The sequence below is a fragment of the Haladaptatus sp. T7 genome (assembly GCF_026008575.1).
GTDB lineage: Archaea > Halobacteriota > Halobacteria > Halobacteriales > Haladaptataceae > Haladaptatus > Haladaptatus paucihalophilus.
In genome coordinates this window covers 312,551-338,384 of record NZ_BROP01000005.1, presented here as the reverse complement: position 1 = coordinate 338,384, position 25,834 = coordinate 312,551, and the positions used below count along the sequence as shown (strand labels likewise).

Annotated in this window: 29 protein-coding genes; 14 read left to right on the top strand and 15 right to left on the bottom strand. The window is 63.1% G+C overall.

All coding sequences use genetic code 11. From position 1 onward, the window contains the following. Nucleotides 1-3 precede the first annotated feature (3 nt). Both thyA and OPC11_RS15570 read left to right on the top strand, forming a co-directional pair. Nucleotides 4-996 carry a thymidylate synthase gene (thyA, locus tag OPC11_RS15575; protein WP_264782495.1) on the top strand — a complete coding sequence of 331 codons (993 nt, stop codon included), beginning with the start codon at nucleotides 4-6 and terminating at the stop codon, nucleotides 994-996. After that, entirely contained in the window at nucleotides 993-1,472 is a 480-nt protein-coding gene (locus tag OPC11_RS15570) for a dihydrofolate reductase (protein WP_264782494.1), read from the top strand. Before thyA ends, OPC11_RS15570 begins: the two co-directional genes overlap by 4 nt. On the opposite strand, the gene OPC11_RS15565 is transcribed toward OPC11_RS15570, so the two are convergent. From OPC11_RS15565 to OPC11_RS15550, 4 genes are all read right to left on the bottom strand, one after another. After that, on the bottom strand, nucleotides 1,460-1,828 hold the full coding sequence (locus OPC11_RS15565) for a hypothetical protein (protein WP_264782493.1): 369 nt from the start codon (nucleotides 1,826-1,828) through the stop codon (nucleotides 1,460-1,462). The two genes, OPC11_RS15570 and OPC11_RS15565, sit on opposite strands and share 13 nt — an antisense overlap. Beyond that, nucleotides 1,829-2,203, bottom strand: coding sequence for a hypothetical protein (locus OPC11_RS15560; RefSeq protein WP_264782492.1), 375 nt, complete (start codon nucleotides 2,201-2,203; stop codon nucleotides 1,829-1,831). A 43-nt stretch (nucleotides 2,204-2,246) separates the two neighbouring features. Beyond that, complete coding sequence (locus tag OPC11_RS15555) at nucleotides 2,247-2,606, bottom strand: hypothetical protein (RefSeq protein ID WP_007976371.1); 360 nt, start codon at nucleotides 2,604-2,606, stop codon at nucleotides 2,247-2,249. Nucleotides 2,607-2,689: 83 nt separating this feature from the next. Continuing rightward, a complete protein-coding gene (locus tag OPC11_RS15550; RefSeq protein WP_007976369.1) occupies nucleotides 2,690-3,250 on the bottom strand; it encodes a TATA-box-binding protein in 561 nt (186 codons plus the stop codon). Nucleotides 3,251-3,450: 200 nt separating this feature from the next. Here OPC11_RS15550 and OPC11_RS15545 point away from each other — a divergent pair, with 200 nt between their 5' ends. Together OPC11_RS15545 and OPC11_RS15540 are read left to right on the top strand one after the other, a co-directional pair. Beyond that, on the top strand, nucleotides 3,451-4,182 hold the full coding sequence (locus OPC11_RS15545) for a tetratricopeptide repeat protein (RefSeq protein ID WP_264782491.1): 732 nt from the start codon (nucleotides 3,451-3,453) through the stop codon (nucleotides 4,180-4,182). Then, the gene (locus tag OPC11_RS15540; protein ID WP_007976365.1) at nucleotides 4,179-4,469 is read left to right on the top strand and encodes a DUF424 family protein; all 291 of its coding nucleotides are present in this window, start codon (nucleotides 4,179-4,181) and stop codon (nucleotides 4,467-4,469) included. The genes OPC11_RS15545 and OPC11_RS15540 overlap by 4 nt, the downstream gene beginning before the upstream one ends. Here the strand turns inward: OPC11_RS15540 and OPC11_RS15535 are convergent, their stop codons facing one another. Further along, nucleotides 4,470-4,649 (bottom strand): hypothetical protein, encoded by a 180-nt coding sequence (locus OPC11_RS15535; RefSeq protein WP_007976364.1) that lies wholly within the window; start codon nucleotides 4,647-4,649, stop codon nucleotides 4,470-4,472. 118 nt (nucleotides 4,650-4,767) lie between these two features. Here OPC11_RS15535 and OPC11_RS15530 point away from each other — a divergent pair, with 118 nt between their 5' ends. The 5 genes from OPC11_RS15530 (at nucleotide 4,768) to sufU (ending at nucleotide 9,890) form a co-directional block, all read left to right on the top strand. Beyond that, nucleotides 4,768-6,012 (top strand): cysteine desulfurase, encoded by a 1,245-nt coding sequence (locus OPC11_RS15530; protein WP_264782490.1) that lies wholly within the window; start codon nucleotides 4,768-4,770, stop codon nucleotides 6,010-6,012. Nucleotides 6,013-6,335: 323 nt separating this feature from the next. Next, the gene (locus OPC11_RS15525; RefSeq protein ID WP_264782489.1) at nucleotides 6,336-6,977 is read left to right on the top strand and encodes an HD domain-containing protein; all 642 of its coding nucleotides are present in this window, start codon (nucleotides 6,336-6,338) and stop codon (nucleotides 6,975-6,977) included. 204 nt (nucleotides 6,978-7,181) lie between these two features. Continuing rightward, a complete protein-coding gene (locus OPC11_RS15520) occupies nucleotides 7,182-8,030 on the top strand; it encodes a helix-turn-helix domain-containing protein (RefSeq protein ID WP_264782488.1) in 849 nt (282 codons plus the stop codon). Nucleotides 8,031-8,123: 93 nt separating this feature from the next. Beyond that, the gene (locus OPC11_RS15515) at nucleotides 8,124-9,443 is read left to right on the top strand and encodes an MFS transporter (protein WP_264782487.1); all 1,320 of its coding nucleotides are present in this window, start codon (nucleotides 8,124-8,126) and stop codon (nucleotides 9,441-9,443) included. A 27-nt stretch (nucleotides 9,444-9,470) separates the two neighbouring features. Then, a complete protein-coding gene (sufU, locus tag OPC11_RS15510) occupies nucleotides 9,471-9,890 on the top strand; it encodes a Fe-S cluster assembly sulfur transfer protein SufU (RefSeq protein ID WP_007976353.1) in 420 nt (139 codons plus the stop codon). A gap of 43 nt (nucleotides 9,891-9,933) precedes the next feature. Here sufU and OPC11_RS15505 read toward each other — a convergent pair whose 3' ends face one another. From OPC11_RS15505 to OPC11_RS15480, 6 genes are all read right to left on the bottom strand, one after another. Next, complete coding sequence (locus OPC11_RS15505; RefSeq protein WP_007976351.1) at nucleotides 9,934-10,575, bottom strand: DUF1641 domain-containing protein; 642 nt, start codon at nucleotides 10,573-10,575, stop codon at nucleotides 9,934-9,936. Between the two features lie 10 nt (nucleotides 10,576-10,585). Further along, entirely contained in the window at nucleotides 10,586-11,728 is a 1,143-nt protein-coding gene (locus OPC11_RS15500) for an FAD/NAD(P)-binding oxidoreductase (RefSeq protein ID WP_007976349.1), read from the bottom strand. Next, nucleotides 11,725-11,967, bottom strand: coding sequence for a sulfurtransferase TusA family protein (locus tag OPC11_RS15495; RefSeq protein ID WP_007976347.1), 243 nt, complete (start codon nucleotides 11,965-11,967; stop codon nucleotides 11,725-11,727). Before OPC11_RS15495 ends, OPC11_RS15500 begins: the two co-directional genes overlap by 4 nt. A 13-nt stretch (nucleotides 11,968-11,980) precedes the next feature. Then, entirely contained in the window at nucleotides 11,981-12,379 is a 399-nt protein-coding gene (locus OPC11_RS15490) for a DsrE/DsrF/DrsH-like family protein (protein ID WP_007976346.1), read from the bottom strand. 242 nt (nucleotides 12,380-12,621) lie between these two features. Next, complete coding sequence (gene radA / locus OPC11_RS15485; protein WP_007976343.1) at nucleotides 12,622-13,653, bottom strand: DNA repair and recombination protein RadA; 1,032 nt, start codon at nucleotides 13,651-13,653, stop codon at nucleotides 12,622-12,624. A gap of 133 nt (nucleotides 13,654-13,786) precedes the next feature. Further along, nucleotides 13,787-14,392: a hypothetical protein gene (locus OPC11_RS15480; RefSeq protein WP_007976340.1), complete on the bottom strand. Its 606-nt coding sequence runs from the start codon at nucleotides 14,390-14,392 to the stop codon at nucleotides 13,787-13,789. Between the two features lie 87 nt (nucleotides 14,393-14,479). On the opposite strand from OPC11_RS15480, the gene OPC11_RS15475 reads away from it, so the two are divergent. Further along, nucleotides 14,480-15,007, top strand: a complete 528-nt coding sequence (locus tag OPC11_RS15475; RefSeq protein ID WP_264782486.1) for a DsrE family protein — start codon at nucleotides 14,480-14,482, stop codon at nucleotides 15,005-15,007. A 2-nt stretch (nucleotides 15,008-15,009) separates the two neighbouring features. On the opposite strand, the gene htpX is transcribed toward OPC11_RS15475, so the two are convergent. Continuing rightward, on the bottom strand, nucleotides 15,010-15,894 hold the full coding sequence (htpX, locus tag OPC11_RS15470) for a zinc metalloprotease HtpX (RefSeq protein WP_264782485.1): 885 nt from the start codon (nucleotides 15,892-15,894) through the stop codon (nucleotides 15,010-15,012). 198 nt (nucleotides 15,895-16,092) lie between these two features. Between htpX and OPC11_RS15465 the strand changes: the two genes are divergently transcribed. The 3 genes from OPC11_RS15465 to OPC11_RS15455 are packed head-to-tail and all read left to right on the top strand — an operon-like array spanning nucleotide 16,093 to nucleotide 19,120. Then, nucleotides 16,093-16,974, top strand: coding sequence for an NAD(P)-dependent oxidoreductase (locus OPC11_RS15465; RefSeq protein WP_007976334.1), 882 nt, complete (start codon nucleotides 16,093-16,095; stop codon nucleotides 16,972-16,974). A 42-nt stretch (nucleotides 16,975-17,016) separates the two neighbouring features. Further along, on the top strand, nucleotides 17,017-18,126 hold the full coding sequence (locus tag OPC11_RS15460; RefSeq protein WP_007976332.1) for a 60S ribosomal export protein NMD3: 1,110 nt from the start codon (nucleotides 17,017-17,019) through the stop codon (nucleotides 18,124-18,126). Beyond that, a complete protein-coding gene (locus tag OPC11_RS15455; RefSeq protein ID WP_264782484.1) occupies nucleotides 18,119-19,120 on the top strand; it encodes a class I SAM-dependent methyltransferase family protein in 1,002 nt (333 codons plus the stop codon). The genes OPC11_RS15460 and OPC11_RS15455 overlap by 8 nt, the downstream gene beginning before the upstream one ends. A 158-nt stretch (nucleotides 19,121-19,278) precedes the next feature. Here the strand turns inward: OPC11_RS15455 and OPC11_RS15450 are convergent, their stop codons facing one another. Then, on the bottom strand, nucleotides 19,279-21,108 hold the full coding sequence (locus tag OPC11_RS15450; protein WP_264782483.1) for an ATP-dependent DNA helicase: 1,830 nt from the start codon (nucleotides 21,106-21,108) through the stop codon (nucleotides 19,279-19,281). A gap of 119 nt (nucleotides 21,109-21,227) precedes the next feature. Then, nucleotides 21,228-21,437: a hypothetical protein gene (locus tag OPC11_RS15445; RefSeq protein WP_264782482.1), complete on the bottom strand. Its 210-nt coding sequence runs from the start codon at nucleotides 21,435-21,437 to the stop codon at nucleotides 21,228-21,230. 449 nt (nucleotides 21,438-21,886) lie between these two features. Here OPC11_RS15445 and OPC11_RS15440 point away from each other — a divergent pair, with 449 nt between their 5' ends. Further along, nucleotides 21,887-23,182: an MFS transporter gene (locus OPC11_RS15440; RefSeq protein ID WP_264782481.1), complete on the top strand. Its 1,296-nt coding sequence runs from the start codon at nucleotides 21,887-21,889 to the stop codon at nucleotides 23,180-23,182. A gap of 206 nt (nucleotides 23,183-23,388) precedes the next feature. On the opposite strand, the gene OPC11_RS15435 is transcribed toward OPC11_RS15440, so the two are convergent. Beyond that, nucleotides 23,389-25,809 (bottom strand): DUF4350 domain-containing protein, encoded by a 2,421-nt coding sequence (locus OPC11_RS15435; protein ID WP_264782480.1) that lies wholly within the window; start codon nucleotides 25,807-25,809, stop codon nucleotides 23,389-23,391. Nucleotides 25,810-25,834: the final 25 nt, after the last annotated feature.

The following is a 25,834-nucleotide window of genomic DNA, read 5'->3' as shown; positions in this document are numbered from 1 at the left end:
CCCATGAAGCAGTACCTCGGACTCGTCGAGGACGTCCTCCGGGACGGGACGTACAAGCCCAATCGAACCGGCGTGGACACGATTTCGACCTTCAGCCAGCACTACGAGGTGGACCTGCGCGAGGGGTACCCCTTGCTGACCACGAAGAAGATGGACGGGTTCCGCTGGGACTCGATGCTCCACGAACTCCTCTGGTATCTCTCCGGCGAGGAGCACATCCGGAACCTCCGCGAGAAGACCGGCATCTGGAACGAGTGGGCCGACGAGGACGGCACCCTCGACACGGCCTACGGCCGATTTTGGCGACGGTTCCCGGTCCCCGAGGAGGGACTGCCGGGCGAATCGTGGCCCGAGGCGGACCACCGCTGGATGAACGAGGACGGAACGTTCGACCAGATTCAGTACCTCATCGACGGCCTCGACGAGAATCCGAACTCCCGTCGCTTCGTCGTCTCGGCGTGGCACCCCGCGAACGCGGCCGTCTCGACGCTCCCGCCGTGTCACTACACCTTCGTCGTCAACGTGCAGGGCGACACGCTGAACCTCCACCTCACCCAGCGCTCGGGCGACGTGGCGCTCGGCATCCCGTTCAACGTCGCGGCCTACGCCCTGCTGGCGACGGTGCTCGCCCGCCAGACCGGCTTCGAGGTCGGGAAGTTCGCCCACACCATCGTGGACGCGCACGTCTACTGCGGCGAAGGCGACCGCGGGGAGTGGTACCGCGACAACCTCGAAGACCTCCAGACGCGTCTCGCCGACGTCACCCAAAAATCCGAGTACGAGGAGGTCCGCGAGTGGCTCGAATCCGAAGCCCCCGAGGAGGAGACGGAGGCGATGGACCACGTGCCGGGGCTGCTGACCCAACTCTCGCGCACCCCGAAATCTCGGCCCGAAATCGAGGTGACGGCGGATTCCATCGACGAGTTGACCTACGACGACATCGCGCTCCGGGAGTACGACGCCCACCCCGGCATCAAATTCAGCGTGGCCGAATGACCCGTCTCGTCTGCATCGCCGCGGTCGCCGAAAACAGCGTCATCGGACACGACGGCGACATGCCGTGGCACTACTCGGCCGACTTGCGCCACTTCAAGGAGACCACGATGGGCCATCCGGTCATCATGGGGCGGACGACCTACGAGAGCATCGCGGGGCAACTCGACGGCCCGCTTCCGGGCCGGACGAACGTCGTCCTGAGTCGGTCGAATCCCGACCTGCCCGAGGAAGTCGTCCTCGTCAACAGCGTCGAGGAGGCGATAGAGACGGTCGAAGAACTGGACGACACAGCCTTCGTCATCGGCGGTGCGACGGTGTACGAGCAGTTCCTCCCGCACGCGGACGAACTGATTCTGACCGAGATTCACGACGAGTACGAGGGGGATACCCACTTCCCGGAGTGGGACCCGAAAGAGTGGACGGAAGTCGAGCGCGACGAGCGCGAGGAATTGGATTTCGTTCGCTACGAGCGGTGAGGAATCGCCGCACGGAGTTTTTTGTCGATTCGAAACCGCACGACGGCGGCCGCGAACAGCATGGCGACGACCCACTTTGCGAGCGTCGGGACCAACGCTCGAACGCCCTCGGTGCCGGTGAGGACGCCGAGAACCGTGGTTCCGAGGATGGTCAGCAAGCCGAACAGCGCGACGCGTTTCGGTTTTTCCGGGCGATAGTACAGACAGAGGCAGGTCATCAAAAGTGTCGCGCCGAACCCGAGAAAGAACAGCGTATCGTAGTACGGACTATCGATTCCGACGACACCGAAGGTCGGAACCGTGAGAGCCCACCCGGTTCCGCTGTAGTACCAAAAAGGGTCGGTGAGCGTGCCCATCTACGCCTCGTTTCCGCGCCACCGGAGTTTCGGTTTCGCCCACGCGACGAGCGCGCCAACGAGAAGGGCGAGGACCCACGTGACGAGTAGCGTCGGTTGATTTTTCGTAACGTCTGCGGCCCCGAGAACCCACCAGAGGGAGAAGGTTGCCAACCAACTGGCGATTCCGAACAGCCACACCTGTCCGTACGAAACCGGGAGCATCCGGAGGGCGACGAGCACGCCGACGATGAGGCCCGGAACGTACACGAGAAGGTTGTCCACCAAACCGGGGCCATTGAAGAAGACTGCCCAGAGAAAGGAAAACGGAAGCGTGAGCATCAGCACGCTGCCGCCGACGATGCCGACCTGTTCGAGGCGGCGAGGGAGGGACATACCGTTTGGGAGGGCGTTTGAGGATAAATGCTTTCTTTCCTGCTCACTGGGGCGACGGTGGCCCGATGGAGATGAGGTAGGCGAGTCCGCCGATGACGATGCCGCCGAGCATGGTGACGACGACGTGAATGAAGGTGACGAACCCGGCCGTGCGCCACTTCAGGCGGAAGACGATGTGGAACAGAGAGACGTCCAGCGCGAGCGCGATGAGGACCACGAGCGGCGGGAAGTACTGTTGGAGGAGAAACGGCAGGGCGGCTATCGGCGGGCCGACGACGAGCGCGCGCCTGAACGGGATGCTCCCGAGGACGTTTCGCGCGGCGATGAACCCCGTCAACGAGAGGAACCCCGCCAACAGGAGGTACGTTCCGACGAGCGGCGTCAAGTCACCCAGCAGTGCCATACCCGTGGTTCCGGACCGAATCGGCTTGTGTATGGCGATGTCACTCCGGAGCGATGGACCGCGAAAGGAAAGGAGATGAGACGTTATTCCAGCAGACCGAGTTCTTCGAGACGGGAGACGATTTTATCGACTGCCTGTTCGGCGTCCTCGGGCTTCTTGCCGCCGGTGATGACGAGTTTGCCGGAGCCGAACAGCAGAGCGACGACTTCGGGTTCGTCGAGACGGTAGACGAGGCCGGGGAACTGCTCGGGTTCGTACTCGATGTTCTCCAGGCCGAGACCGATGGCGATGGCGTTGAGGTTCAGGTTGCGTCCGAGGTCCGCGCTCGTGACGATGTTCTGGACGACGATTTCGGGGTCGTCGTTGACCTGAATGTTGAGTTCACGAAGCTTGTCGAAGACGATTTCGAGACTCTCGTGGACGTCGGCCGTGCTCTTCGCGCCGGTACAGACGATTTTGCCGGAGCGGAAGATGAGTGCGGCCGATTTGGGGTTCTGGGTACGGTAGACGAGACCGGGGAACTGCTCGGGGTCGTAATCCGCGCCCTCCAAGTCCATAGCGACGCTTTGGAGGTCGAGTTCCTGCCCGATGCCCGTCGAGGCGACCACGTTTTCAATGTTGATGGTTTCCTTGGGGTCGGTCATAGCGCGACTTAAATGACGTATTTAAGGTTTATAAAGGTTGGTAGTCCAGACTGACACGACGAAATCGGCCTTTATGAGCGACCGACGAACGAAATCCTGATGTAGGAGGTTTATTAGTCGGGTTTTCCGTATTTCGAATCGAATCCCGTCGATATTCCATGGCGCAGACCTTAACAGTGCGCCGCCCCAATCGGCGGGTAATGAGCGACGAGCGAAGTCATAAATTCTCGGAGGGGACAGGCTTTGACGACCCGTACGAAGGGTTCGATTTGGACCCGCCGGAACTCGAAGTGAACCCGGAAGAGGTGGACCCGGTTGACTCCCGCGTCGTCACCGACCTCCTCGACCAGCAGTCGATTCCGCGCGACAAGGTGTCAGTGGTCGACCTCATCGAGGTCGGCCTGAGCTACACGCGGATAAATCGCTTCGAAGAGGCGACGGAAACGTTCGAGCGCGCGGCGCGTTTCGCCGACGATGGGTCGCGCGAGGAACAGGAGGCGTGGACGAACAAGGGCGTCGCGCACGCCGAACTCGAAGAGTGGGACGAGGCCATCAGCGCGTACCGCGAATCCATCCACATCGACGACGACAGCGAACACGCCGCGACGGCGGAGACCAACCTCGCGTACGCACTTTGGGAGTCGGGACGAACCGAGCAGGCGCTCGAACACTCGGAGCGCGCGGTCGAAATCGACCAGCGCTTCCCGCAGGCGTGGTTCAACCGCGGGTTCTTCCTGCTCGAACGCGGCCTCGTGGAGGACGCGGTGAACTGCTTCGACAACGCGATTCGACTCGGCTTCCGGAACGCGCACGTCATCGAGGAGAAGGCGCGCGCGCTGGAGGAACTAGGCGAGGACGAGGAAGCAGAGCGACTCGCCGAGGAGGCGGAAGAAATGCGCAAGGAGGCGGAGGAAGAGCTGGTCCAGGAATGATACTCAAGGAGCGCGAGACCGGAGAGGGACTGTTGGTCGCGGTCTGCGACGACGACGTGCTCGGCGAGACGTTCGAGACGGGCGAGATGTCGTTTACCGTGACGGAGGAGTTCTACGGCGGCGACGAGGCCGACGAGGACGAAGTTGTCCACAGCCTCAACCGCGCCGACGTGGCGAACATCGTCGGCACCGACGCCGTGGCGCTCGCGGTCGAAGCCGGGTTCGTGAACGAGGCGAACGTCCTCGAACTGGATTCGACCCGGCACGCGCAGTTCTTGCGGATGTAGTCAATCGAGGTACGCCGGGACGTTCACCGCGACCAGACAGAGCAGGGACCCGACGACCGTTCCGACCGCGACCGACAGCAGTCCGGTATGAAACGCGATGGCGGCGAACGCGTGGAACACGCCGACGAACGTGAGGCCGAGAAATATCATGCTCGCGCCGAGCCGTCGTTTCGAAACCATGCCGAAACGGTGGGGTCGAAGCGACTTAATCCACACCATCGTTCTCGTAACCAAATACGGTTTCGACGGCCTGTGAAGACCGAAGAAGTGTTCCCACTCGAAACCCAATTCCTACGCAATGGAATCACAGCAATCCGACGCGCTGGATGTGGAACGCATCCGTGAGGATTTCCCGATTCTTCAGCGGGAGTTCAACGGCAATCAGGTGGTGTACCTCGACAACGCGGCGACCACCCAGACGCCCGAACCCGTCATCGAGAGCATCAGCGACTACTACCGGAACTACAACGCGAACGTCCACCGCGGCATCCACCAGTTGAGCCAGGAGGCCTCCATCGCCTACGAGGAGGCCCACGACAAACTCGCCGAGTTCATCGGCGCGAACGGCCGCGAGGAGATGGTGTTCACGAAGAACACGACCGAATCCGAAAACCTCGTCGCCTACGCGTGGGGACTCAACGAACTCGGTCCGGGCGATGAGGTCGTCCTGAGCGAGATGGAACACCACGCGTCGCTCGTGACGTGGCAACAGCTCGGCAAGAAGACCGGGGCGGACGTGAAGTACATCCCCGTGACCGACGAGGGCTACCTCGACATGGAGGCCGCGGAGGAGCTCATCACGGACGATACCAAGATGGTCAGCGTCGTCCACGTCTCGAACACGCTCGGGACGACGAACCCGGTGGGCGAACTCGCGGACATCGCGCACGACCACGATTCCTACATCTTCGTGGACGGCGCACAGGCGGTGCCGAACCGTCCCGTGGACGTGCAGGCCATCGACGCCGACTTCTACGCCTTCTCGGGCCACAAGATGGTCGGGCCGACCGGCATCGGCGGTCTGTACGGCAAGGAACACGTTCTGGAGGAGATGGAGCCGTACCTCTACGGCGGCGACATGATTCGCAAAGTGACCTACGACGACTCGACGTGGGAGGACCTGCCGTGGAAGTTCGAGGCCGGAACGCCGAACATCGCACAGGGCATCGCGCTCGCGGCCGCCGTGGACTATCTGGAGGACATCGGCATGGAGCGCGTCCAGCGCCACGAAGAGCAACTCGCCGAGTACGCCTACGACCGTCTGACCGAGGAAGGCGACGTGGAGATTTACGGACCCCCGGCCGACGACCGCGGCGGCCTCGTCTCGTTCAACGTCGATGGCGTCCACGCACACGACCTCTCCAGCATCCTCAACGATCACGCCGTCGCAATCCGGGCGGGCGACCACTGCACGCAACCGCTCCACGACAAACTCGGCATCGCGGCCTCCGCACGGGCCTCCTTCTACATCTACAACACCCGCGAGGAAATCGACAAACTCGTCGAGGCCGTTGACGACGCCCGACAGCTGTTCGCCCCGTAAGCGGCGTCATTTCGTCTTTCGAGATATTCAACGCACATCCCGGAGAGCGACAGCGATGCATCCGCTTTCTGGACGCGCGACGCGGACACCTGCGCCGACCGCTGGCGCAGGTGTCCGCGTGCCCAGGGAGGTCAGGGGACGCCGAGGGCGGTTCGCGCAACTCGCGCGAACCGTCCGCATGCGGTATGGACCCTAGCAGTCGAAATCACGAACTCCGCGAGGAATGACGCACCGAAACGAAGGAAACGAATCCGGCCGTTTCACCCTCGAAGTCGTCCTTCACATCGTTTTTATCGACGCCATCGAAACACCTCGGAAACGACATGTCACCGCGAACCCTCCCGGACGAGATTCGACCGCACGCCGAGGAGTACTTCGAAAACGTCGCACCCGCACACGACTGGCACCACGTCCAGCGGGTCGCCGCCCTCGCCGAAACGCTCGCCGCCGAGTACGACCCCGACGAGCGAATCCTCTTTTCGGCGGTGTGGTTGCACGACATCGGCCGGGAGCGCGAGGACCGCGGAGAAATCGACGACCACGCCGAGTGGGGTGCCGAAGAGGCGGGCGAACTCCTCGGCGGATTCGACGTGACGGATTCGGAAATCGAGGCCGTCCAGCACTGCATTCGGGCACACCGCTTCTCGAACGACGTGGACGCCGAGACGTTGGAGGCGAAACTGCTGTCCGATGCCGACAACCTCGACGCTCTCGGTGCCGTCGGAATCGGGCGCGTCTTCTGCTACGGCGCGGAACACGACCAACCCATGCACGACCCCGACGTGCCCGTCGAGGCCGACGAGACGCGTTCGGGTGCGACGTCGGTGAACCACTTCCACAAGAAAATCCTCCGACTCCCGGAGCGGATGTACACCGACGCAGGCAAACGCATGGCCGAAGAGCGCTGGACGTTCGTGGAGGCGTTCGTCGAGCGGTTCGAAGCGGAAGCCGCGGGCGAGCGCTGAGACGTCAGTCTTCGGGACCGAAAGCGGACGGAAGCGGATAGAGACAGGAGCGGATACAGGAGAACGGAAGCGGACAGAGGCGAACGGAAGCGGACAGAGGCGAACGGAAGCGGACGGAAACAGAAGCGGAGAAAGGGGATGAAAACCGAACGAAAATCGAACACGTGCTGAAAGCTATTTCACACGTCCCTCCCATCACCGGGCATGGACGCGGATGAACGGGACGTGTCCCCCGAGAAAGCCTTCTCTCTGCTCGGGAACGACACACGAATCGAGATCATTCAAGCCCTCTGGGACGCTGACGACCCGCTGTCGTTCTCGGAACTGCACGACCGAGTGGGAATTCGAGACAGCGGACAGTTCAACTACCATCTGAACAAACTCGTCGGCCTGTTCGTCCGGCAGACGGACGAGAAGTACGAACTCACCTACGCTGGGTTTCGAATCATGGGTGCGATTCTCTCGGGAACCTACACCCAGCGCGCCGAAGCCGAGACGTTCGCGCTCGATACCTACTGTCCCGACTGCGGAACGGAACTCATCGCGGAGTACGAAGAGGAGATGGTCACGGTTCGCTGTGAGACGTGTGATTCGAACCGCTCGACGTTCGGGTTGCCGCCGGGGGCGTTCGAGGGGAGAAACGAGACGGAGTTGCGGCAGACGTTCGAGCGCTGGCTCCTCAACGTGTTCTCGCTCATGGCCGACGGCGTGTGTCTGAACTGCTCCGGGAAGACGGTCGGGTCGCTCGTCACCGAGTCCGAGTACTTCGCCGACGAGCAGGAAGCGGGCATCGAATTCCGCTGTGAGCGCTGTGGGGACTACGCCGTCGGCAATCTCGGAACGTACCTCTTGGAGCATCCGGCGGTCGTCGCATTCCACTACGACCACGGTATCGACCTCACGGACTACCCCGTGTGGGAACTCGAATGGCCACGTCCCGAGAACGCCCGAATCGTCTCCGAGGACCCGTTGCTGGTCGAATGCGTCATCGAACTCGACGGCGACGAACTCAGGCTGAGCGTCGATGAGGAATTGGCCGTCAGCGTCGAATAAACCAGATTCCCAACAGAACCTGCTTTCGGTCGTTTCGGCAACAGAAATGTAATTCTGAAATCACATATCCGTCCGCCGCTCCTGTCTCGGTTCATGCGTTCCCTATTCAGAAATCGGACCTTCACGCGGCTGTTCGTCGGTCGGTTGATAACGAACGCGGGGGACAGCGCGTACGCCGTCGCGGCGATGTGGCTCGCCTTCCAACTCGGCGGGTCGTCGTTTTACACCGGACTGGCCGGGTTTCTCACCATGCTGCCACAGACGCTCCAGTTCCTCGCCGGACCGCTGGTCGACCGGTGGCGAATCCGCCGGATTCTGGTCGCCACGCAAGTCGCGGAGGGCATCCTCGTCCTCTGTGTCCCCGTCGCGTACGTGATGGGGTGGCTCTCGGTCTGGGTCGTCCTCGTCGTGATGCCCGTCGTCTCGCTCATCAACCAGTTCGTCTACCCGGCACAGCAGGCCGCCCTCCCGCGCGTCGTCGAGAAGGAGGACCTCGTGGAAGCCAATTCGGCGTTCTCGTTCGCCTACCAGGGCGTCGATTTCGCCTTCACCGCGCTCGGCGGCATCGTCGTCGCGCTGGTCGGCGCAATCGCGCTCTACGTCCTCGACTCCGTGACCTTCCTCGCCGCGACGCTCGTCTTCCTCGGCGTTCGAATCCCGCCCGCGGAAATCGATTCCGAGTCGGAGACGGACGCGGATTCGGATGAGGAGACGAATCCCACTCAATCCGAGGGTATCACCGCCGCCGTCGCGGCGTACCGCACCCAACTCCTCGACGGCATCCGGTACGTTCGCGGGTCGGTGCTCGTCTGGATACTCGCCGGGAGCCTCGTCGTCAACGCGACCATCGGCAGCACCCTCGCAGTGCTGCCCGCCTACGCGCAGGCCAACGGCGGGTCGGACGCGTACGGCTTCCTCCTCGCCACGGTGGTCGGCGGGATGCTCGTCGGGTCGCTCGCCGCGACGCCGCTCAAGCGGTTTTCGCTCGCCAAGCTGAGCATCGGCGGGTTCGTGTTCAGCGGAATCACGTGGCTCGCCGCGGTTCTCATCGGCTGGTTTCCGGCGACGATGGTCCTGTTCTTCCTCGCATGGATTCCGGTCGGCGCGACGAACGTCATCTTCGCGGCGATGATACAGTCCGTCGTCCCCGAGGAACTCATGGGCCGCGTGTCGTCGGTCCTGTCGAGCGCATCCGTCGGCGCGATGCCGCTCGGGTCCCTCCTCGGCGGCGTCGGCGGTGACGTTCTCGGGACCGCACCGGTCATGACGACTGCCGGGTTCGGGTTCCTGTGCATCGCGTTCTGTTGGGTGGCACACCCGCTGCTCCGAGACATCGCAAAGGCCGACGAGTTGGACGCCGAGAAGTACGGCCTCACGACCGCGACAGGGGCCGAATCGTCGGAATCCTTTTAGGTGACTCTCTCTTACCCAGATTCAACTATGAGCATGGGTTCGGACATGTACCGGCAGCAGATTCTCGACCATTATCGGAACCCGCGAAACTACGGGGAGTTGGCCGACGCCCAGTTCAGCCACGAGGGAGTAAACCCCTCCTGTGGCGACGAACTGGAGTTCGACGTCTCCCTCGAAGACGACGGCGAAACCATCGAGCGCGTCGCGTTCCGCGGCGACGGGTGTGCCATCAGCCAAGCCAGCGCCAGCATGCTCTCCCAGAAGCTCCCCGGAATGAGCCTGGACGAAGTGGCGGCGATGGACCGTGACGACGTTATCGACATGCTGGGCGTCGAAATCAGCCCGATGCGCGTGAAATGCGCCGTTTTGGCCGAGAAAGTCGTCCAAGACGGAGCGGAGATTTACGAAGGCGAAAAGGACGAAGAGCGCACGACGACCGAAGACTAACTGGTTTTCTACCCAGAATCGGGTCGATGGTGTGACCCATCGACTACTTTCTCGCCGGTTCCCGGCGCGTCTCCCGACCGAGAGCTTTTGCGATGGCGAGCACGAAGCCTAAGCCCGCCTGCACCTCCGGGTCGCGGGTCGCACGGAGCAGGCCGACAACGCCGACGCGCTCCGGCGGCGATTCGGCGTCGCTGGCGTCGCCGACCGCCTGCAACACCGTCTCCATGCCCCGAACCGTGTCGGGGTCGGACGCCGTATCCGCGACCTCGCCCAGCGAACTCCCGGCATCGACGAGCGTGGATATCATCTCGTCGTCCAGAGCGCCCGACGCCAACGGAAGGAGGTCGGCGAGCGCGGCGAGTTCGTCCAACGTACCGCTCTTTTGTAGTCGTACCAGCGTCTCCAGCGCCTCTGTGAGTTCCGCCCCGTTCGCGCCGACCGATTCGGACAGCTCCACGGTTTCCTTCGTTGCGAGACCGTCCGCGGCCTCGGCGAGGGTTTCACCCGTCCCGGCCAGTTCCGCGACCATCCGGTCGTCGAGGGCGGACGTCCCGACCTCGACCGCATCGAGGACGCCGTTTACCAGCCCGAGTCGTTCCATCAGGCGGGCGACTTCCTCCGGGTTCTCATCTATCGCCGTTTCGAGGGCGTCCCGGGCATCGTCCTGCGTTGTCTGTTCTACCATCTCGGTCACCTCACAGGAGTCCCCGTGCGGTCAGCCAGTAGGACTCGTTGTACGAGAGCTTCGCCCAGTGGACGAACTTCGACGGGTCGCGGACCGTCGGCTGTCGGCCGTACTCGAACTCCACGAACGTCGCCTCGTCCATGCCCGATTCGATGAAACAGACCGTCTTGCCGTCGAATATGGCCGTCGGGGTGTGGCCGCGGACCCGACTGGCGAGGCGGTCGGCGACGACGCCCGCCTCGTAGTGGGCGACGCTACCCGCCTTGCTCGTCGGCACGTCGGCGGTGTCGCCGATGGCGTAGACGTCCGCCGCGGCGTCCGCTTCGAGCGTCTCCTTATCGACCGGCACCCAGCCGTCGTCGCCGAGGCCGGACTCCTTGATAAGGTCGTCGCCGCTGTGGGGCGGAATGGCGACCAAGAGGTCGTAATCCATCTCCGTGCCCTCCATCGTCCGGATGACCTTCTCCTCCGGGTCGACCTCATCCGCGTTGAAGAACGTCTCGACGTTGATGTCCCGCTTTTCGAGTTCCGGCGTCGCCCACTCGGCGATGGATTCGAGTCCGTGGGCGCGTCCGATGGGGTACGTGTACGTGATTTCGACGTCATCGCGCCGTCCCCGTTCGCGGAGCCAGTCGTCGGCCATGAAGACGAACTCCAGCGGCGCGGCCGGGCACATGTGCGGGACGCCGATGACCGAGAGCACGAGGTGCCCGCCGGTGAACTCGGCCAAGTCATCGCGCAACGCCTCGGCCCCGTCGGGACCGTAGAAGTGGTGTCCGCCCTCCTTCAGGCCGGGGACGTCCTCCGGCGTGAGTTTCGCGCCGGTCGAAAGGACGAGGTAGTCGTAGTCGAGCGTCGTCCCCCCGTCCTGACACGAGAGCCGTTTCTCGTCGGTGTCTATGGAGACGACCCGATTGATTCGGAGTTCGACGCGGCTGTCGAGGAGTTCCGAAATCGGTCGCCGGGCTTCCTGAGCCTCTCGTTCACCGAAGGCCACGTAGAGGTAGAGCGGCTTGTACACGTGGTCCGGGTCGTCGGTGACGAGCGTGACCTCGACGTCGCCCGCGTCTATCTCCGGCGCGAGTTCGTCGGCGAGTCGATTGGCGAGGACCGTCCCGCCGGTCCCGCCACCGACGATTGCGATTCGTTTCATGCTTTCTTCACGTAGAGGCTCCAGTAGTCGTCGTGGTCGACGGTATCGAGGTGTTCGTGTCCGGCCTTGTCCACCCACTCCGGGACGTCCTTTTTCGAGCCGCTGTCTTCCGTTTGCAGTTCGACGACGGTGCCCGAGTCCACGCTCTTTATCTTCCCGATGAGGTCCATCAGGGGGCCGGGGCAGGTCGCACCGCGCGCGTCGATCGTTACGTCGGGTTCGATTTCTGTTTCGCTCATTGTAATCACCAGTTTAGACGAATATGACGTTCTTGTCCTGTGCTCGTTCGAGGAATCCGGCGACGCCGAGTTCGTCGTCGAAGACGTCCACGTAGTCGTCGAGCGTGTTTCCGAGCAGGTCCATCGCCATCGTGCAGGCGTACACCGTCATCGGGCCGAGGTCCTTCGCCTGTTCGAGTTGGTCGGTGAACAGGGGAACCTGAACGTCCGAAGCGCTCATCATCGCCTCGGCGACGCGGCCGCCTTTGAAGTCGTTCCGTTCGACGGTCTCCGTTTCGAACGCGTTGAGCGCGTTCATCGTTACGAAAACCTCGACCGGAATGTCGGACGCCGCGGCGATGGACCCGATCATGCTCGCCGCCTGAATTTTTTCGATGTCCTCGGACGCGAGGACGATTGCATAGCCGTTCATGTGCTCATCACACCTGAAGAGACGCGACGCACAGGCATAATATTGTGATGCTATTCCAAGAGCATGAGAACTAGATTCGAAGACATGTTCACGAACAATATGAGGATGGAATGGAATAAACCAGAGAGAAACGGTGAAGACGGGTGAACTCGGGGCAGTCGATATCATCGAACTGCGCTCGGATGATTTCAGCCGCTCACTCGATATTCGATATTGCGAGAAAAACTCAAAATAGTCGGCGATTATTCCGGCTTCAGACCGCCGTCCTGCACGCGCATGACGGCCTCACCGTCGGCGAGGTTCGGCGCGTCCACGAGTCGGACGATACGCTTGTCGCCCTTCGATTTTCGGAGGTACATCCGGAACGTCGATTTGTGGCCGAGGATGTTGCCACCGATGGGCTGGGTCGGGTCGCCGAAGAACGAGTCGGGGTTGGACGAAACCTGATTCGTCACGACGACGGCCGTGTTGTACAGGTTACCCACCTTGTCGATGTCGTGGAGGTGTTTGTTGAGTTTCTGCTGACGGGTGGCGAGCTGTCCACGACCGACGTATTCGGCGCGGAAGTGGGCGGTGAGGCTGTCGATACAGACCAGTCGGACGGGCCAGTCGCTGTCCTCGTGTTCGCCCGCGAGTTCCTGTGCCTTCTCCGCGAGGAGCATCTGGTGGTTGGAGTTGAACGCCTTTGCGACGTGAATCTTGTCGAGGATGTCGGCAACGAGTTCCTCCATCGCTTCCTCGTCGTCCGGGGAACCGTCGATTTCGCGGTCGTCCATCGTGGCCTGAATGGCCTCGTCCGGCAGGCCGCGAACCATGTCGTCGATACGTTCGGGACGGAACGTGTCTTCGGAGTCGATGAAGATGACGCTGCCGTGGAGACCGCCCTGTTCGGGCGGCAGTTGGACGTTCACCGAAAGCTGGTGGGTGATCTGGGATTTCCCCGCACCGAACTCGCCGTACACTTCGGTAATGGATTGGGTCTCGACGCCGCCGCCGAGCAACTCGTCCACTTCGTCTATCTGCCAGCTGAGCTTGCCGATTCGCTCGCGTCGTTCGAGAACCTGCGAACCGGTCTCGAACCCGCCGATGTCGGCCTCCTTTCGGGCGGCCTGAATGATGTCGGCGGACGTGCTCTCGCCGACGTCGGCGGTGTTGCTGAGTTCGCCGGGACTCGCAACCGCGAGGCTCTGATAGGAATCGAATCCCGCGTCACGGAGTTTTTCTGCTGTCGCTGGACCAACGCCGGGGAGTGCTTCGAGGTCTACGTCTGCCATTGTACTCCTGCCTTGTTCCCGTCATCATATAAACCTCCGTTAACAGCGGAGTGAAAGTGAAACTGGCGGGCGGTGTCGGGATATCAGAATAGGAAGGGAAGCCTTTAGATACGAAAAGGAAATCGCGTGGAAGTTATTCCCACGGATGTTTGCTCGTGTGGTCCGGCCAGAGCGGATACCAGTACTGTTCGTCGGACTCGATTTCGAGTTCGCCGTCCATGTTGCTCCGGAGTTTGAACTCGGCCGCCGAGTCGCGCTCGTGGCCGCGCTTCGGCGCGAAGGGATAGTAGGCCCCGCGGCGGAAGGAGTACACCCAGTAGACGTAGTTGCCGTCCCGCTGGAAGCCGAAAATAGCGGCGAGGAGACGCGACCCGTAGCCCTCCTCGACGAACGTGTCCGCCGCGAAGTGGAGGCTCGTCACGAGGTCTTCGGGGTCGTCGTCTTCGAGGACGAACCACGAGTAGCCGTGATTGTCCACGTGCGCGGTCGCTTCGGTGCCGGTCTCCTCCTTTCCGGCTTCGAGGATGGCGTGCACTTCGTCCACCGCGTCCTGAAAGTCGGTGCTATCGACCTCCGAGAAACAGAGCGCCGCCTGCCCGACCGATTCGTAGCCGAGGTCGGCTTCCATCGTGACGTAGGCCGTGCTCATCCCGAAGAGGTCTTCGGGGTCGGCCTCGCGTCCCGCGTCCGTCTCGGCGCGGATGCCGAGCACCTCACGGATGCCGTCGAATAATCCCATACCGAGGTGTACGAAGTCGGTGCGGAAAAAGGGAGGCGATACTTATGTGGCAGTTAATAAAGGGTATCGAGCCCGTCCGTAAAACCGATGGGAACGCATTCCCGACGCCGGTTTCTCGAACTGGCAGGTACTGGCACCGCCGTCGCGCTCGCGGGGTGTTCGAGCGGCCCGAGCGACGCCGAAGGTGCCGACACCTCCACGACGGAAACCGAGACGACGGAGACGACCGAGACTGACGAGGAAACCACGGAAGACGCTTCCAACGACATCACAATGAGTTCAGTATTCCACTTCAGCGAGGGGGACGACCACCAGAAACACGCGGTGGCGAACGTCGCCAACCTGTTGAACGACGACTCGACCGACACGGAGACCATCGCGCTCGTCGCCAACGGCGTGGGCGTCAAACTCCTCTCGACCGACTCCACCCAAGCCGAGACAGTGAAATCGCTCGCAAAGAAGGGCGTGAAGTTCAAGGCGTGTCACAACAGCATGAACAAGCTCAACTACACGAAAGATGACCTCCTCGAAGGAGTCGAAGTCGTCCCCGCGGGCGTCGGTGAACTCACGAAACTACAGGCCAAAGAGGGATACGCCTACATCAAGACGCCGTAGCGTCAGTAGGACTCCATCTCGCGTTCCATATCGCGGAGTCGCTCGACCCGCGCCTCGGTGCTGGGGTGCGTGCTGAACAGCTTGCTGATGAAGCCTGCTTTTGCGGGGATGATGAAGAACGCGTTCATCTCCGACGTCTCGCGCAGGTCCTCCTGTGGCACCCGGTCCATCCCGCCGTCGATGGTCAGCAGGGCGGACGCGAGCGCGGACGGCTTGCCCGTAATCGTCGCCCCGCCGCGGTCCGCGGCGAACTCGCGGTAGCGCGAGAGCGCGCGGATGAGGAAGTAACTGATAATCCACACCACGAGCGACGCGAGGATGGCGACGAAGACGGGAACCTGATTCCCGTCCCGGCTGTCGCGCCCGCCGCTGAACAGCCAGCCCCAGCGGACGACCATGAACGCGATGGTCGAGAGGAACGACGCGATGGTCATCACCATCACGTCGCGGTTCTTGACGTGGGCGAGTTCGTGAGCGAGCACGCCCTCAAGTTCTTCCTGATTCAGCGTCTGGAGCAGTCCCGACGTCACGCAGACGGCGGAATTCTTCTGGGAACGCCCGGTCGCAAACGCGTTCGGGACGCGAGTATCCGCGACGGCGACTTTCGGCTTCGGCAGGTCGGCCTGCTGGGAGAGTCGGCTGATGCTCGCGTGGAGGTCGGGATACTCGTCCTCGCTGACCTCGTGTGCGCCCATGCTCCACAGCGCGAGTTTGTCGCTGTAGAAGAACTGGCCAAGCGAGAAAATGCCGAACACTAGTGCGATGGGGAGGATACGGTTCGGAAATATCACTACTAACCCACCGACGAACACGATATACAGGGCGAACAGGAGGAACATCGTAAAGCCCATCCTGGCTCGAAGTCCCCAATCTGCCTTCCATTTCATGGTTCAGTCTAGGGATTCCGACCGTTTAAAGATTCGTCGTCGTATGCGGATAAGTAGCAAGCGGGAAGGGGGAGTTTTCTCCGACCGATGAGAAACATAACGAAAATTGAAATTTCAGTTTCGCTGAGGCCGGAACGCTTACCCCCGGAGGCGGAATAAGGGGCGTATGTTCTCGTTTGAACCGGCGAGGGTATCTCGATGACCGGTACGGTCGTCTTAGCCGGTAGTCTCAACCGTTCTGGCCGATGGCTCGCCAAACACCTCGCCGAACGAGGGTGGGACGTCACTTGTCTCGGTCTTTCTCGGTCGAACTGGGAACTCGGGGGATATCGGGGGCTCTCGTTTCGTGCGGCGGATTTGACTGATCAGGTCGAAACCGCGGAGGCGATTTCGACGGAGAATCCCGATGCGGTCGTTCACTGGGCGACGCTGCCGTCGCCGGAGCGCCACGCGGGGATGCGCATCTTCGAAAACAACGTCGTCGGGGCCTACAACGTGTTCACCGCGGCGGGGCGAACGAACGCCCGAATCGCGTGGGCGTCGAACGAGAGCGCCTACGGCTTCCAACTCGCGGGCGAACCGACCCTCCCCGAGTACTTGCCGCTGGACGAAGAACACCCGCTTCGACCCGAAGACCCGTACGGGACCTCGAAAGTCGTCGGCGAACAAATCGGGGGCATGGTCGCCCGTCGATACGACGTTCCGGTCGCGTCGATGCGCGGGTCGTGGGTGCAGTTTCCCGACGAGTACGACTGTCTCGACGCGCGGACCAACCTCGCAACGGGCGCGGGGAACTTCTGGTCCTACGTGGACGTTCGGGACGTCGTGACGGCCATCGAACGCGCCATCACGGCGGACTTCGATGGTCACGAACCCTTCATCGTCTCGGCGGCCGACAACTACCTCGACGAACCCATCGAAGACGCCCTCGTCGAGTTCTTCGGTGGAGTCCCGGAGCGGTGTGATATCGCCGGGACCGACTCGGCCTTCTCGACCGCGAAAGCCGAGTCGATGCTCGGCTGGGAACCGACCCACTCGTGGCGCGATGCCGTGGACGATGACGAGTTCGTCCTGCCGTGAGCCTTCTACAGGCTTAAAAGCGCGAACGACATAGAACCGTCAATGACCGATTCTGGCGAATTCTGCCCGAACTGTGGCGACCCCATCGAGGTCGATATCACGGAACGGGACTATCCGACCTCCGCCTCTCCACGCGAGCGAAAGCTCTGTGACGCGTGTTATTTCGACCGATTCGACCTCGTGGACGCCCCGGAGCGAATCGAAGTGCGAGTGTGTGCACAGTGCGGTGCCGTTTACCGCGGCCGACGCTGGGTGGACGTGGGCGCGCGGGACTACACCGACATCGCCATCGAGGAAGTGAGCGAAGCGCTCGCGGTCCACGTCGATGCCCGCGACGTGTCGTGGCAGGTGGAACCCGAACAGATAGACCCGAACACGATTCGGATGCACTGTTACTTCTCCGGCGTCGTCCGCGACACGCTGGTCGAGGAGGAGATCATGGTCCCCGTGATGATCGCCCGCCAGACGTGTACCCGCTGTGGGCGAATCGCGGGCGACTACTACGCGAGCATCGTGCAAGTACGCGGCGTGGACCGGACGCCGACGCCGGAAGAGGAGAAGCGCGCCCGCGAAATCGCCAACGAAATCGTCGCGGACATGGAGGCGACGGGCGACAGAAACGCCTTCGTCACCGACATGGACGCGACGCCCGACGGCCTGAATATCAAGGTCTCGACCAACAACATCGGCAAGAAGATTTCGAACAAACTGGTCGAGGAGTTCGGCGGGAGCTTCACCGACTCGGAAACCCTCGTCACGGAGGACGAGGACGGCAACGAGGTGTATCGCGTCACCTACTCCGTCCGCCTGCCGCCGTTCACGCCCGGTGACATCATCAGCCCGGACGACGACGGGCCGGTGCTCGTCCGGAGCGTGCGCGGAAACCTGAAAGGCAAGCGAATCACGACCGGCGACGAGTACGAGGCGCAGTTCGGAGACGAGGACGCCTCGGACGCGCGCAAGTTGGGCACCATCGACGACGCCGAGGAGACGACGCTCGTCGCGGTGACCGACGAGCGCGCGGTGCAGGTGCTCGACCCGGAAACCTACCAGACGAAGACGATTTCCAAGCCGTCGTACATGGACGAGGACGCGGAGACGGTCCCCGTGTTCAAGAGTCGAAACGGGCTGTACGTGGTCCCGGATGCGTAACCTCGCCGTCCTCGTGGCGAAACCGCGGGCCGAAGCGACCATCGCGGAACTGGAGGCGGAAGGCGTCTACGACGACTCCAGAAAAGTCAGCGAACACGACGACGAACTGGTCGAACTGCCCGTGACCGCGCGACCGACCGAAACGCGGTTCGAGGAAGTCGTCGAACAGTCCGACCCGGAGATTCGACACACGGACCTCGACTCCCTGCTTCGGGAGCGCGGGTGGTCGGACGACGACATCGACCGCGCACCGAAGTCGTGGGCCGTCGTCGGAAGCGTGATTCTCGTCCAGTTCGGCGATTGTCCGCGACCCGAGGAGGTCGGCGAGGAACTGCTCGCCCTCCACGGCGAAGCCGAAACCGTCCTTTCCCGCGGCGGAATCTCCGGCGAGCACCGGGAACCCGACGTGAGCGTCGTCGCGGGGTCCGGCGATACCGAGACCGTCCACACGGAGCACGGGACGAAGTACGCCCTCGACCTCCGAGAGGTGATGTTCGCCCCCGGAAACCAACGCGAGCGCTCCCGGATGGGCGACGTCGTTTCGCCGGACGAACGCGTCTTCGACATGTTCGCCGGAATCGGCTACTTCACGCTCCCGATGGCCCGCGCCGGGGCGAACGTGACCGCGGTCGAACGCAACCCGGCGTCGTTCAAGTTCCTCGTGGAGAACGCGATGCTGAACGACGTCCCCGACCGCATCGACGCCTACCGCGCCGACTGCCGGGAGATGGCGGACGTGCGCGCCGAACGCGTCGTCATGGGCTACTACGACGCACACGAGTATCTCGACACGGCACTGGCCGCCCTCGAACCCGGCGGCGTCGTCCACATGCACGAGACGACGCCCGAAAATCGGCTGTGGGAGCGCCCGGTTTCGCGGCTTGAATCGGCGGCCCACGAGCACAGACGGGACGTGGAGATTCTGGATACGCGCCGCGTCAAGAGCCACAGCGAGGGCGTGTGGCACGTCGTGGTTGACGCTCGGGTAGACTGACGGAACACAGGTCGTGGAAAATACTTATAACTCTCGAACTGTTCACGTCGCGTATGGATAGACAGAAGCTCATCTCGCTGTTTTTCGTGCTCCTGATGTTGAGTTCGGCGGTGGCCTACACCGTCACGTTCATCTGACGGATTCGACGAGAATCGCGGCTACTCCGTGTCCCACACGTCCGCCATGGGACTCTTCTTCCGGGAGCGCCGCGAACGTGAATTCCGGCGCGAGTTCGAACCGGAATCGGTGCCGCCCGACTCGTTTCCGTCGGACGAATCGTCGCGTCCGCTGTTGCCACCGGTGTTACCATCGAACTGCCGAGTATCGCCGTAGCCGATGCTGCCGCCAGAACCGCCCGCCGAACGCGGGTCGAACTCTGGCAGGTCGGGGTGCGCCATGCGGTCCACCTGCTCTGCGAACCAGTCGGGCATGTCGGTGCGAGCGCGGTCGAACAGTTGCAGGAGGCTGGAATCCGCGAGATACGTCGCGCCGTAGTCGTCCGGCGCGCGAATCACCCGCCCGCAGGCCTGAATGACGGTTCGGAGCGCGGCGCGGTAGTACCACGCCCACTGCCCGTGTTCGAGTCGGTGGGCGACCCGCGAGTCGCTCGTGTTCAAGAAGGGAGCCTTACAGAGCACCTGCCAGCGGGCGAGGTCGCCCTTCAAATCCAGCGCCTCCTCCATCTTCACCGAGAGGAACACGTCGGGGTCGTCGGTGGCCTTCCAGGAATCGAGGTCGGCGTCGCGGGAGTCCCGACCGTGGGCGCGCACCCGCCCGCCGACGCCGAACGCCTCCAACTGCTCCGCGAGTTTTTTCTGAATGTGATAAGAGTGGGCGTGGACGATTCCCTTCTCGTCGGGGTGTTCCTGCATGATTCTGACGACTGTGCGCGCGATTTTGGGAATCGTCTCCTCGCGGTGTTCGTAGGTCATCTTCCCCTGCGTCACGTCGTACAGCGGTCGGTTTTCGACCGGGAAGGTGTGTCCCACGTCCACGAGGGCGACGCGTTCCGGGTCGAGGCCGACCTGCCGACAGAACGCCTCCTTGTTCAAAATCGTCGCCGAGAGGAGCGCGAATTTGTTCCCGCGTTCCCAGACGGTGTGGGCGAGGTAGCGCTCGGGGTTCATCGGCTTGATGGTTATCGGCCCGCCCGCGCCGTCCGGTTGGTCCACCACCCACTCCGTCGCGCTGTCCGGGTCGCGGTAGTCGTCCACGAACCAGTCCAACTCGGAGATGAGTTCCTGAAACCGGTCCCGTCGGGCGACCTCGGCGGCCGTGAGTTCGGGCTGCGCGATGAGGTCGTCCTTCCGCCGCTTGCAGGTGCCGACGAGTCGGTCCGCGTAGTCGACCGCCCTGTCGAGTCCGGTTATCTCGGGGATCTTCAGATCGTCCCAGATGGGCACCGTGCGCGGATTCAGGTCGATGGCCGCGTACATCTCCGCCCACTCGGCGAGTCCGTGGGCCTCGTCGATGACCACCGCGTCCCGCTTGCGGAACACCTCCGACCCGGCAGTTCGCATGAAGTACGCCAAGGTCATCGCCGCGATTTCGCGGTTGCTGGCGATGGCGCGGTCGGAGAAGTACGGACACCGGTGTCTGACCGAGCAGTCGTAGCCCTTCTCGCGGGCACAAGGTGCTCGGTTCACGGGGGTGTCGTGCTCGCCCGGCAGGATGCAGGAGTAGTTTCGCTTCCCTCGGATTATCTTGAGGTCGTCCAGCAGGGCGTCCTCGGCCACGTCGTCCAACTGGGATACCTGCGGCGTGGTGTAGTACGCCCCCGTCGAATCGGTCGGGGCGGCCTCGTCCACCCGACGGGCACACCCCGCAATCGCCCGAGCGAGCAGGGACTTACCGCTCCCCGTCGGTGCGCGAACCAACACCACGTCGTTGTCCCCCTCGAACGCTTCCCGAATGTCCGATAGCGCCTCCCGCTGGTTGCCACGGAAGGAAGGTGCGGGGAACTCGTCGAAAATCCGCTCGGGATTCACTATCCGTGATAACGACGGCGAACGCGTAAAACCTGTGGGTTCTTCGGCGGATGGTACAGCGAACGACGGCGGTACGATTAACGTCGAAACGTCCGAACCGGCGGGAACGAGCGACTCGACTATTCGCTCCGTTCGAGCGCCGCCACGTCCGCGGCCGACGGATGGTCCGGTAACTGCTCGATGCAGGCGTAGCAGAGGAAATGCTCGCTCCCGTCCTCGAACTCTAGCGTTATTCCACCCGTCGTTTGCGGGTTCGAACTCCAGAGGTTGGCGATACCGCCCGCGATGGGTACGTCCGCCCCACAACCGTCGCACTTCTCGGTGCTCATCGGTGGGAGTTGGTGGGTCACGGACAAAGAACGTTCGACGCGTTCGCGGGAGCGGACGGTCGAGGAGAAGTCCCACCGAACGGGCGACTAGCGATTTGCGACCGCGTGTCATAGTACCATCAAATATAAATATCATACGCCACACGTTCCGTACGAACCGTTCTATGACCCCCCGGCACGCGTATCGTCCGGTGTTCGAACCCCTCGCGCTCACGCCCAGGAGCGGGGCCCGATAGCCGCAGCACTCGGGTTTCGTTCCGCTACGTTCCGTAGCCGCACTTTCTCGACCGAACACACACGCATATGCCGATATCCGCCGAGTCGCGGGCACACAGCCGCGACTCACCAGTGAACGCATCGCTTTTCGAACGACAGACGCATCGCTCGCGGCCGTGGCGACCGCTCGAACCACGGCCGACGACCACCGAAACCGCCGGAGGTGGTCGTGAATGACCACGGCCGACGCGAACGGGGACGCGCCATCGCTGTGGCGAAACCGCGACTTCCGGCGGTTCTTCGCCGGGGAGTTCGTGACGAACGCCGGGGACAGCCTCTACACCGTCGCCGTCCTGTGGCTCGTCTTCGACCTCAGCGGCTCGACGGTCCTCACGGGGATCGCCAACTCGCTGTTGTTGCTCCCGTGGCTCTTACAGATACTCGCCGGACCGGTCGTGGACAGACTCCCGATCAAACCGGTGCTCGTGGGGGCACAAGTCCTCCAAGGCGTCGTCGTTCTCGCACTCCCGCTCGCCGCGGCGACGGGGTGGATGAGCGTCGGCGTCCTGCTCGCGGTGGTCCCGATACTGACGCTGGCGACGCTGCTGATGGCACCGATGCAGACGACGCTCGTCCCTCGCATCGTGTCCGATTCGCGGCTTTCGCGGGCGAATTCCGCGCTCGCAACCGTCACGCTCGGACTCGACATGGTGTTCGACGCGCTCGGCGGCGCGTTCATCGCCGTCTTCGGCGCGACGACGCTGTTCCTGTTCGACTCGGCCACGTTCGCCGTCGCGGGACTGTTGTTCGCCGGTATCGCCGTCCCGAAGGTCGGCGAGAGAGGCGACAAAGCGGAGCGAACCGACGAGTCGATACTCGACTCGTACGTCGGCAACCTACGGGACGGAGCGGACGTGCTCCGCGGAAGCGTCTTCGTCGAACTGGTACTCACCACGGCGGTGGCCAACTTGGCGACCGGGGTGACGCTCGCGATTCTCCCGGCCTTCGGCGACGCGCTCGGCGGCCCCGCCGTCTACGGCCTGCTGCTCGGTGCGCTCGGCATCGGCCGACTGGTCGGCTCGCTCCTCGCGCCTTATCTCGAACGCGTTTCGTACGGACGGCTGCTCATGGTCGGCCACTCGGTGGCCGCGTGCTGCTGGCTCGCAGCGGTGTACGCGCCGAAGACGACGCTCACCGTCGTTCTCTTCGGACTCGCGTGGGTGCCAGCGGGCATCAGCGGCGTGCTCACGGCGACGCTGAACCAAACCGTGTTTCCGGCCGACCGCCTCGCCCGCGTGTCGTCCATCAAGGGAACCGCCTCGGGAGCTACGCTGCCGCTCGGTTCGCTCGTCGGCGGCGTCGTCGCCGAGGTGCTGGGAACGACGACGACGATGGGACTCGCCGCGTTCGGCTTCGGGTTCACGGGACTGTACGTACTTCTACGACCGCGGCTCCGAAATCTCCCCGCCGTCGCGGACGCCGACCCGGCGGCGTTCGACGTGACGGTCGCGTCTGACCGTCAGGAGTGACACGGGTCTCGACCCGGACGCCGTTTCGAAGCGGTATCGACAATCGGACGAGATGGACCATTTCGTATAGCACTATCCGATACATTCCTGGATTCGGACCGCACACAGATATCCGTCCGTAGACGGCCGTTCCATCCGAAATCGGTGCAATCGCTCGGGAACGGTGCAAGTCAAAAAAGCCGCAAAAGTCGTTCGCGTCGTCCGTTTCAGTACGACTCGCTCGTGTAGAGCGCGCCGCTGTCGTCGTAGACGGACACCGTGTCGCCGCCGTTATTCCAGATCGCGGTACCGGTGTTGCCCCAGTAGAGGTCGGAACTCGTGTCCGAACCGGTTCCGGTGTGAAGCGTCACCTGCGCGCCCGCGTCGAGCGTGAAGCCGCTCGGGAAGGCGTAGGTGTGGGCGGCTTCGTCCTCGACGGTCCACCCCGAGAGGTCGATGGAACCAGTTCCGGGATTCTCGAAGACGACGTACTCGTCGTTGAGGTTGTTGTTGTCGTTGCCCGCCGCGTCCTCGTGGATTTGAGCGATGGAGAGGTCGCCGTTACCGCTGCCACCGCTGCCGCCGCCGGTCGAGCCGTCGTAGGCGTCGAACAGCGGGAAGGTGGTGTCGAAAACCGTCGTCGTCGGGATGCCCGAATCGCCGTTGACGTTGTTCGTGCCGTCGGTCACGTGGTCGCCGTTGATTCGGAGGTCGGTTCCGAGCGCGGACGCGAGGTCGTTCAGGTTGGTTCGCGCACCTGACGGTGCCGTGCCAGCGCCGACGAGGACGACCGCGCCGCCGTCCGCGACGAACGAGGTGAGCGCGTCGATTTCTGCTTGCGTGAACGCGTTGGCTGGCGTGGTGACGATGATGGCCTGCCAGCGCGAGAGGTCGAACGTGTCGAGGTCGTTCGCCTGGTCGAACGAGAGGTCCACGCCTTCGAGGTAGCGCTGGTAGTACGCCGCGTCGTCGTTCGAGACGGCGTAGCTCGCGTCGAACTGGCCGTGGCCGCCGTCGATGAGGATGTCCCCGCTTCGGTCGCTCACGTAGTCGATGAGGTTCGTGAGGAAGACGAAGTTCTCGTAATCCGACGTATCGACGGCGAAACCTTCGGAGCTCTCGTAGCTCTCGTCGATGAGCGGACTACCGACCACGGCCACGTTGGCGGCGTCGTCCACCGCCGCGAGCGGGATGTCGCCGCTATAGGTGTAGCCGCCGGACTGGGTAGCGGTGCTCTCCGCGTAAATCGGGACGCGGGAGTCGCTCACGCCGCCGGAGGCGGTCTTGACGCTGGCGGCTTGCGGGAGGAAGAGGTCGTCTACCGCCCGGTTTCGGATTTCCGAGGAGGCGTCGGGGTCGCTCTGTCCCCAGACGCCCGTGCCGTTCGACCGTGCGGTGTCTTCCGCGCGCCAAATGTCGTCGTGGTACGAGGAACCGGAACCGTACACGCGGGCGTTACCGGTTTCGACGGCGCGGAGGTTGTAGAAGTCGTCGCGGGTGCCGTCGCCCGTGGCGTCGTAGTGGATGTAACCGAGCACGCGGCCGTAGGTGTCGCGGAGCGGTTCGTTCTGGTCGAACGAGAGTTCGACGGTCGCGCCGCCCAGTTCGCTCTTGCCGAAGTCGGTGGCGTTCGACCCCCACGTCTGGAGGTAGGTCATCGATTCGATGCCTTCCCACTCCTGAATCCGTTCGGCGGAGCTGTTCGACGCCTTCTCGGGCGTGTCGATGCCGAGGATTCGGATGCTCTCGGTCGAACCGTCCGCGAACTGCACCGTCACCGTGTCGCCGTCCGAGACTTTGGTGACGTCGACGGTGTAGGTCTTGCTCTTGTCCAGTCCCAACCCGTCGCGGTCGGTGAAGTAGTCGAACGCGGTGTTGAACTGGCTGGTGAGCGGTTTGTAATCCGCGCCGCCGTTGTTCGAGGTGTCGAGCACCTCGTCGTCGTTGAATCGGAAGGAAAGGCCAAGGTAGCTGGCGAAGTCGTTCAGGTTGGCCGTGGTATCGTTGTCGTTGTAGTCGGATTGGTCGTGGACGAACAGCGTGCCGCCGCCCGCGACGAAGGTGGCGAGGTCGTCGAGTTCCGAACTGGAGAACGCGGTGCTCGGCGACGTGATGACCGCCGCGTCGGCGCTCCCGAGGTCGGCCGAGAGGTTCGAGGTGGCCGTGACCGTGTAGCCGTTGTTCTCGGCGTAGCTCTCGAACTTGGAGAACGATGCGAGGTCGTAGTACTGGCCGTGACCCTCGTCGAAGAGGACGGTACCTGACCCGCCGAGTTCAGCGTCCCACGCGTTGAGAACGAACTCCTCGTTGCCCTGTTGCCAGTTCGTGCCGTCCTCGACCAGCATCGACCCGAACGCGACGACGTTCGAATCGGAGACGACCAGCGGAATGGACGTTCCGCTGCTGTAAAGGGTCGCGTCGCCGTTCGAGTCGGCGTCGTGATTCGTGGCGGTGTCCTCCGCCCACACCGCAATAATGGAACTGTCGGTCAACTCGCCGCCGCTGGCGTCGAGGAAACTCGACGTCGAGTGACAGACGAGGGGTGGAATATCGCCCGAAGCGGCGCGTACTTCGGAGCTGAGGATTGTGGTAATCGGTCCCGTTGCGGTTGCCGCCGCGAGCGCTGACATGAACGTTCGTCTTCGCATCGCTTCGAAAATACAGCTAGTAAGA